Origin of the sequence: Luteimonas padinae (assembly GCF_014652935.1) — a bacterium.
Taxonomy (GTDB): domain Bacteria; phylum Pseudomonadota; class Gammaproteobacteria; order Xanthomonadales; family Xanthomonadaceae; genus Luteimonas; species Luteimonas padinae.
In genome coordinates, this window is the sequence record NZ_BMZT01000013.1 from 49,950 (window position 1) to 57,274 (window position 7,325).

A 7,325-nucleotide genomic window follows, 5' to 3' on the forward strand; every position below is an offset into this window, starting at 1 on the left:
AAGCGCATGGCAGACTGCGGGGCTTCAACGACACCGGACTCCAACGTACCCGAGGACACCGCGGCCCTGCTGTACGCCTTCTCCGCCGCGCTCGGTGCCGGGCTGCTGGTGGGCCTGGTGCGCGAGCGCGGCCACGCCACGCAGCCCACTGCCGGCCTGCGCACGCACGCGCTGGTGGCGCTGGCAGCGACGGTCGCGGCCTGGCTGGGGACCGCGGTGCTGGTGGTGGTGCTGGCCGCCGTCGCGCTGCTGGCGGCGATGGCCTACCACGCCAGCCACGAGCAGGACCCGGGCCTGACCGGCGAGGTGGCGCTGGTCGCCACCGCCCTGCTGGGCGCGCTGGCGCTGCGCTCGCCGGCGATCGCCACCGGCCTGGCGGTTCTGGTGGCGGTGCTGCTGTTCGCGAAGCAGCCGCTGCACCGGCTGACGCGCGACCTGCTGAGCGAGCGCGAAGTCTTCGACGACCTGTTCCTCCTGGCCTCGGCGCTGGTGGTGCTGCCGCTGCTGCCCGACCGCGGCTTCGGCCCCTACCAGGCGATCAACCCGCGCACGCTGTGGCTGCTGGTGGTGCTGGTGATGGCCGTCGGCGCGCTGGGCCACGTCGTGCTGCGCGTGATCGGCAACCGCTGGGGGCTGGCGGTGTCGGGGTTTTTCGCCGGCTATGTGTCGTCGACCGCCGCCGTGCTCAACCGATGGATCGGCGCCGGCGGTGCGATGGCCGCCGCGGTGATCGCCGCGGCGGCCGAACTGCACGCGTCGATCGCCACGCTGGGCAGCCTGCGCCTGGGCGACGCCATCGACCCGGCGCAGGGGCGATGGCTGATGGTCGGCCTGCTCGCCGCCAGCCTGGGCACGAAGTCGGTGCTGGCCTTCGCCAGCGGCGGACGCGGCTACGGCCTGCGCGTGGCCGCCGGGCTGCTGGCGGCGCTGGCCGCCGGCGTCGCCGCGGCGGCGTTCGTGCCGGGCTGAGCTAGCGGCGGTCGAACCGCCACTCCAGGCCGAGCAGCCAGCTGCGGCCGGCGCCGGGCTCGTAGAAGCGGCCGTTGCCCTCGTTGACGATGACCGAGCCGACGTGGTCGCGGTCGAGCACGTTGTCGATGCGCGCGAACACCCGCAGCGGGCCGGAGGCGGTGGCCCAGCGGCGCGATGCCTCGACGTGGAGCAGGCCGTAGCCCGCGGCCGAGCCGGTGCCGGCGTCGTTCACCATCACCTCGCCCATGGCTTCGGCCTCCAGCGCCGCCGACCAGGCGCCGCCGTCGTTCCACTGCAGGCGCGCGAAGGCGTGGCGCTCGGGCACGCCGGGAATGCGCCGGCCGGCGGCGATCGCGCCGGTGTCGGCCGCGCCGCTGCGGAACTCCGCTTCCAGCTGCGTCGCCGCCAGCTGCAGGTCCCAGGCCTCGCCCAGCGGCTGCCACCAGGACAGCTCCACGCCCTGGCGGCGCGCGCTGCCGGCGTTGCGATAGCTGCTGCGGCCTGCGACGTTGCTGGCCACGGCGATCTCGTCGTCGGTGTCGGCACGGAACAGCGCCGCTTCCAGCAGACCGCCGGCCGGCGTGCGCCACTTCATGCCCAGCTCGAGGTTGTCGCTGACCGCCGGGCGCAGGCCGAAGGCCAGGCCGGCGCCGCCGTCGGCGCGGTAGGAGAGTTCGTTGAAGGTGGGGGTTTCGAAGCCGCGGCCCGCCGACGCATAGATGCGCAGGTGCTCAGAGGGCGCGAAGGTGATGCCGGCCACCGGCGAGGTTTCGGCGTAATCGACGCGGCCGCTGTCATCGGGATTGCCCGCGGTGACGTAGTGGTCGCGCGAGGTGAACGCGGCCTCGCTGCGGCGCGCGCCAAGCAGCAGCGACCAGTGCGGCGCGAACCGCCACCAGGCCTGCGCGTACAGGTCGTCGGACTCGACCTCGTTGCGCTCTTCCCGGCGCAGCGTGCCGCGCACGCCCAGCGACTCGCCGACGAAGTTCTCGAAGCCGCGGCGGTGCTGGCGCTGGCGCTCGCCGGACAGGCCCGCGGCAAGTTCCAGCGGACGGCCCGCCAGCGCACCGCTCCAGGACCAGCGCGCATCGTAGCCGGCGTAGCGGTTGTCGAGGTCGATCACGCCGCCGGAGTGCAGCGGATTGCGCTGCGGCGCCGGCGGGATCGGCAGCACCTGGGTGACCTCGCGGTCGCCGCCCCAGGCCGACAGCCGCAGCGCCTGCGCCTGGCCGAAGCCCTGCTCGAACACCGCGCCGGCCTGCGACTGGCGCACGCTCTTGCGGGTGTCGTAGACGTAGGCGTTGGCGACGGCCTGGCGAGGATCCTCGCGCATCTGCTGCGCGGTCAGGCCCAGCGGATCGCGCGCCTCGGGGATGTCGACGTGATTGAGCACCAGGTCGAGGCGACGGCGCTCGCCCAGGTCGAAGCCCAGCTTGAGGTTGGCGACGTCGCGGCGCGCCGCGGAATGGTCGCGCCAGCCGTCGGTGTCCAGGCGCGAGAGCGACAGGTTGTAGCCGACCACGTCGTTGCCGCCGAGCAGGCGTGCCGCGCCGGTCCAGGTGCCGTCGCTGCCGACGGTGGCGCGCAGGCGCCAGGGGTCGCCGGCCTGGCCATCAGCGCTGTGGATCGAGACCACGCCGCCGGACGAGTTGCCGTGCAGCGCCGAGAACGGCCCGCGCAGCACCTCGATGCGTTCGGCGCCGGCAAGGCTGAAGTGCGACAGCTGGCCCTGGCCGTCGGGCATCGACGCCGGGATGCCGTCGGCGTACAGCCGCAGCCCGCGCACGCCGAAAGTCGCGCGCGCGCCGAAGCCGCGGATCGACAGCTGCGTGTCCTGCGCCAGGTTCTGGCGGTCGCGCGCGAGCAGGCCGGGCACGCCGCGCAGGGCCTCGGAGACGTCGCCCTCGGCGGTGGAGCGCTCGCCTTCGAGGTCGATGGTGGCGGTGGAGGCGGGTGTGTCGAAGGCCGGCACGGTGCGCAGGCGGGTGGCTTCGACCACGACGGCGTCGAGGGTGGTGGGGCTGGCGGCGGGGGCCTGGACCTCGGCGGGCGAGGCCGCGAGGGCCGCGGCGGAGCAGGAAACAAGCGCGAGCGCGATGGCGAACGGCAGCGTCGACAGCGCGGGGGCGGCTGCCGGAGCGGGGGAGAGGGAAGTCATGCGGGCATTGTCGCCCGTGGCAGGGGGAAAGGCCGGTGCGTGCGTGGGAAAGGAGTGTTCCCGTCGGATTTTTTGCGGGGCGAGTTCATCTCCAAGACCAGGGCAAGGCCGGTTTTCTTCGGGTCGGTCGGGGCGGCTCCGTTGGAAGCCTGGTGCGACTCCGTTGGAGGCCTCGCTGCCCGTCCCGCGCACAGGGGGTGTGCTCCCGGCACCTGTGCACGGGACGGGCGGTGACGTTGTCGGCTTCGGGTGGCGATGACTCCAGCGGTCGCGGCTGTAGCCGCTCCTGCAGAGGGCAGGGGCGGGCGAGGAGAGGTCAGACGTCGCCGTCGGTGGCCCAGCCCTCGCCGGTGCCGCGCTGGAAGACGGTGTCGGATTCGAGCACCGTGCCGGCCGGGATCGAGGACTGCTCGGCCAGGCGCGCATAGATGGGCGTGAAGTCCGGATCGGTCGCCGCCATCAGCTGCTCGAAGCTGTCGATGACGAAATAGGTCTTCTGGTAGGTGTCGATGCGGTAGCGCGTGCGCATGATGCGCTCCAGATCGAAGCCGATGCGGTTGGGCGCGGCGGACTCGAGGCTGTGCACCGACTCGCCGCTCGAGGACACGATGCCGCTGCCGTAGATGCGCAGGCCGTCGGCTTCGCGGATCAGGCCGAACTCCACCGTGTACCAGTACAGCCGCGTCAGGTTCTGCAGCGCGTCCGGCCCGATGGCGTGCGCCTTGACCCCGCCGCGCCCGTAGGCCGCCATGTAGTCGGCGAACACCGGGTTCATCAGCAGCGGCACGTGGCCGAAGAGGTCGTGGAAGAGGTCGGGCTCCTCGATGTAGTCGATCTGGTCCGGGCGGCGGATCCACCAGGTCACCGGGAAGCGGCGGTTGGCCAGGTGATCGAAGAAGTCGAGCTCCGGCAGCAGGCCCTCGACACCGATCAGGCGCCAGCCCGTGGCCGGCTCCAGCACCGCGTTGAGGTCGTCGTACTTCGGGATGCGGTCGGGCGTCATGCCCATCGCGTCCTGCGCGCGCAGGAACTCCCCGCTGGCACGGCCGACCAGCAGCTTGCGCTGGCGCTCGAACAGCGTCGCCCAGGTCGCATGGTCCTCATCGGTGTAGCCGGCCCAGTTCTGGTCGACCACGCCGGTGGCATAGACCGGCACCTTGCCCTTGTCGGTGTGGATGTTCTCGACGCGGCGGGGTGCGGTGGGGGCCTGGGCGGACATGGCGGACTCCGGAATGGCGGTGGTGATGACGGCGATGCGGGCTGGCGGTGGTGCAGGGAGCTCGATGGCGCAGGGGGCTGGGGGTGGCGCGCGGCGGCGGCCGTCGTGCTGCGGAAGTGGCTTGCCGTGAGGCGTCCCGCGGATGGCCGCCACATGACGTGGCCGGGGAGGCACTGGCGGGACGGAGCATCGAAATGGTCGCCGCCCCCCCCCTGCTGCTGGCTGGACGCATGTTTCGTGCGCCGCTACACCCCTGAACATCGACTCTAGCGACAGAAGCTCGCAAGATGGTTGCAATTGTTGCCTGCCTTCCGTCTAGCAACGCAATATTCTTGTGCCAGATCGCCGGAGACATCCCATGCCCGCCGCAGACACGCTGGACCGCATCGACCTGCAGCTGCTGGCCGAACTGCAGCACCAGGGCCGCCTGAGCAACGCCGAACTGGCCGAGCGCGTGCATCTCTCCCCATCTGCCTGCCTGCGCCGCGTGCAGCGGCTCGAACGCAGCGGCGTGATCGCCGGCTACCGCGCCGAAGTCGACCCCGAACGCATCGGCCTGGGTCTGACCGCCTTCGTCCGCATCCGCCTCAACCACCACGATGCCGCCGCCGTCGCCGACTTCGCCCGCGGCGTCAACGAATGGGACGAAGTGGTGGCCTGCCACGCCCTGACCGGCGACATGGACTACCTGCTGCAGGTGGCCGTGACCGACCTCGAACACTTTTCCCGCTTCCTGCTCGACCGCGTGCTGGCGCGCCCGGGCGTGGGCGACGTGAACTCGAGCTTCGTGCTGCGCACGGTGAAAGCGATGCGGGGCTTGCCGCTGCCGGAGCGGATCGCGTAGCGGCCCGCGGCGACCCTCGACGTCGCCGCGAGGCGATCGCGGCAGCGTGAGTCGCAGAGGCGGTGGAGCGAAGCAGCAGCGCGAAACAGCAGCGTGAAGTAGCAGCGTGAAGTAGCAGCGCGAAGCAGTGCCAGCTGTGCCAGCCGTGCCGCCTGCGTGGTTGCGACCGGGTCTCAGTCGCGGTCGAGCGGGCTCAGCACGCCTCCCGCCCCGCGGCCGAGGACATGCGTATAGATCTGCGTCGTCGCCACGTCCTTGTGCCCCAGCAGCTCCTGCACCGTACGGATGTCGTGGCCGGCCTCGAGCAGATGGGTCGCGAACGAATGGCGCAGCGTATGGCAGGTGGCCGGCTTGTCGATCCCCGCTGCCACCCGCGCAGACTTGACCGCGCGCTGCAGCACCGCCTCATCGACGTGGTGTCGCCGGCGCGTCCCGCTGCGCGGATCGTCCGACAGGCCGGAGGCCGGGAACACATACTGCCAGCCCGGCTCACGGCCGGCCGTCGGATACTTGCGCGACAGCGCGTGCGGCAGCCACACCTCACCGTACCCCTGCGCCAGATCGCGCCCGTGCAACACCCGCACGCGCTCGATCTGCGCCAGCAGCGCCGCTTCCAGCCGCCGCGGCAGCGGCACGCGCCGGTCCTTGCCGCCCTTCCCGTTGCGCACCACGATCTCGCAGCGCCCGAAGTCCACGTCCTTGACCCGCAACCGCACCGCCTCCATCAGGCGCATGCCGGCCCCATAGAGCAGCGACGCCATCAGGCCCGCCTGGCCATCGATCAGCGCGAGGAGCGACCGGACCTCGGCACTGGTGAGTACCACCGGCAAACGCTTCGGCCGCTTGGCACGCGTGACCGAACCGACCCAGGGCAGGTCGACGCCCAGCACCTCCTTGTAGAGGAACAGCAGCGCCGACAACGCCTGGTTCTGCGTGCTGGCAGCCACATCGTCGCGGACCGCCAGCGCGGACAGGAAGGCCTCGACCTCGGCAATCCCGAGCTCGCGCGGATGGCGGCGATTGTTGGCGAGGATGAAACGGCGGGCCCAGCCCACGTAGGCGCGTTCGGTACGGATGCTGTAGTGCTTCGTCCGGCAGCGGATGCGGATCTGCTCGAGAAGGCGGGGTGGGCCTGGAGAAGCAGGCCCACCACCGCCGGAACCCGTGACGCCGCCATCCCTGGCAGCAGCGAATACCGCCTCATCCTTGGCCCGGTATGACATACCGCCTCATCCGTGGGGTATTCGACTCCATCATTACCGCGCCGGGCGGAATCAGGAAGGAGATAAAGGATTGATTTCGTGTGGGGTTTTTCTGATAGTCGGGACCGGGACGATGCGGGCGGGTGATGCTACATTCCGGACTTGGAAGCTACTTAGTGTTAGGCGCCATGGGTGAGTCTGTCGCAATGGAAGCTCGTCATATCATTGGCGTCGCAGCGGTCTACGCCTTCGTTTACTACGCAGTCGCACGCTCCGCATTGGCGGATATCCGGCGCTTTGACCCTGCGCTGTCTCAGCATCTTGGAGCTCCCGGAGGTATCAGCTCCAAGAACTCGATGGCTGTAATTGAGATGCTCTTGGATCGCGGTCTCCCCCAAGAGCACCAGCCGCGCAGATTTCGGGCAAAACTGCGNGCAATGGACGCATCTCTGATCCCCAAACTGATCAAGCAGAGGCGGCGGCTGCTACAAAGCTATTTGGTTCATGTGGCGTGGTTCGCTGCCATGATCATCACTGCATTGGCGCACTCGTCCAGAGCGGTAGTCGCCAGCTCAATCTTCCTGGCGCTCATCACCGTTCCCCCTGTCATCACCTACGCAGCAGCGGTACATCGAACTTGCCGAGCGATTGACCCAACTGCCAAGACGATCGGCTTTGTTCCGATGATCATAATGACGGTGCTTTTTACCCCATTCGAGTCAGGCTTGGTCGTTCCAGCAAAGAATCTGTTGGTGTCAGGCAAGCTGTTACGAGAGCGTCAGGCTGCGGCTGTGCGGCCTAACGAGTCATTCAAGCCGACGTCGCTTCGCGACGCGGCTTAATTCTGGTGTTAGGCCGCATGGCGATTTCTCGCAAGATTGACCACGTTGCTCTTGGCTGGCTGATCGTAGTGTCAGTCGCAGCTATAGC

General features: G+C 69.8%; 5 protein-coding genes. 2 read left to right on the forward strand and 3 right to left on the reverse strand.

The window, feature by feature from the left end; translation table 11 throughout:
• Positions 1-6: 6 nt before the first annotated feature.
• Positions 7-969, forward strand: coding sequence for an MgtC/SapB family protein (locus IE168_RS13625; RefSeq protein WP_189499174.1), 963 nt, complete (start codon positions 7-9; stop codon positions 967-969).
• 1 nt (position 970) lies between these two features.
• On the opposite strand, the gene IE168_RS13630 is transcribed toward IE168_RS13625, so the two are convergent.
• Both IE168_RS13630 and phhA read right to left on the reverse strand, forming a co-directional pair.
• Positions 971-3,130, reverse strand: coding sequence for a TonB-dependent receptor family protein (locus IE168_RS13630; protein WP_189499176.1), 2,160 nt, complete (start codon positions 3,128-3,130; stop codon positions 971-973).
• 316 nt (positions 3,131-3,446) lie between these two features.
• Positions 3,447-4,349: a phenylalanine 4-monooxygenase gene (phhA, locus tag IE168_RS13635; RefSeq protein ID WP_189499178.1), complete on the reverse strand. Its 903-nt coding sequence runs from the start codon at positions 4,347-4,349 to the stop codon at positions 3,447-3,449.
• A gap of 358 nt (positions 4,350-4,707) precedes the next feature.
• Between phhA and IE168_RS13640 the strand changes: the two genes are divergently transcribed.
• Positions 4,708-5,193, forward strand: coding sequence for an Lrp/AsnC family transcriptional regulator (locus tag IE168_RS13640; RefSeq protein WP_189499180.1), 486 nt, complete (start codon positions 4,708-4,710; stop codon positions 5,191-5,193).
• Positions 5,194-5,366: 173 nt separating this feature from the next.
• On the opposite strand, the gene IE168_RS13645 is transcribed toward IE168_RS13640, so the two are convergent.
• Positions 5,367-6,416: an integron integrase gene (locus IE168_RS13645; RefSeq protein WP_189499183.1), complete on the reverse strand. Its 1,050-nt coding sequence runs from the start codon at positions 6,414-6,416 to the stop codon at positions 5,367-5,369.
• Between the last annotated feature and the right edge of the window lie 909 nt (positions 6,417-7,325).